The organism is Paenibacillus sp. 01T422 (assembly GCF_056398785.1).
Window position 1 is genome coordinate 1 of record NZ_JBFTQB010001483.1, and the last position, 720, is coordinate 720.

The 720-nt window shown below is 35.6% G+C and carries 1 protein-coding gene; it reads left to right on the top strand.

Annotated elements, in window-relative coordinates:
• Positions 1 to 332: 332 nt before the first annotated feature.
• The coding region (locus AC1DUA_RS39700; protein WP_477504885.1) for a type II toxin-antitoxin system PemK/MazF family toxin at positions 333 to 720 on the top strand (388 nt) is incomplete at its 3' end.

Genomic DNA, 720 nt, shown 5'->3' on the forward strand with positions numbered 1-720 from the left:
GCCTATTTCTTATTAGAGTGTAAAACCCTTCATTGAAGTTTGTCCAAGGCAGGGTTGGTGGATTCTGTTTCTGTGCCTATTTCTTATTAGAGTGTAAAACCCTTCATTGAAGTTTGTCCAAGGCAGGGTTGGTGGATTCTGTTTCTGTTGTGCTTAAGACACCGCAGAGCTAGTACTGAACTACAGCCGAGTCAGAAGTTTGTAAGACAAGAGAAGAAGTATCAGATGCCTTTTACATTGCGAAGATTTAGGTCTGTAATATAAGCACAACTTTCTACTCGTCTTACTCTCCAATATTGTCGTATAATGGTAAATATGGGAGTGTGATAGGATTGGGGCTAAATGAGGACATCACAGCATTGAAAGAAGATGTTTCAAAAATACTTGATGGTTTTAATAATAAAATGCTCAAAAAAATCACAAAACCTGAGATTTACTTGATTCATTTAAAGCAAAGGATTAGTTTCTTAAACTGGACTTCTAGAAAATATAACTTACTATCAGTTGGAGATCCTGAAACTGTACTTCAAAGAGATGTCTTTTATTGTGAATTTGGTTTCAATGTGGGTAGTGAACAACAAGAAAATCGTCCTGCTGTAATTTTGCAAAATGACAGAGGTAATGTGTCCTCCAGAACAACAATCATTGCACCAGTTTCAACACATAATAATTGTGCTTTTTTTGAAGACAAAGGAAAGAAATACATAAAGTTTACTAACG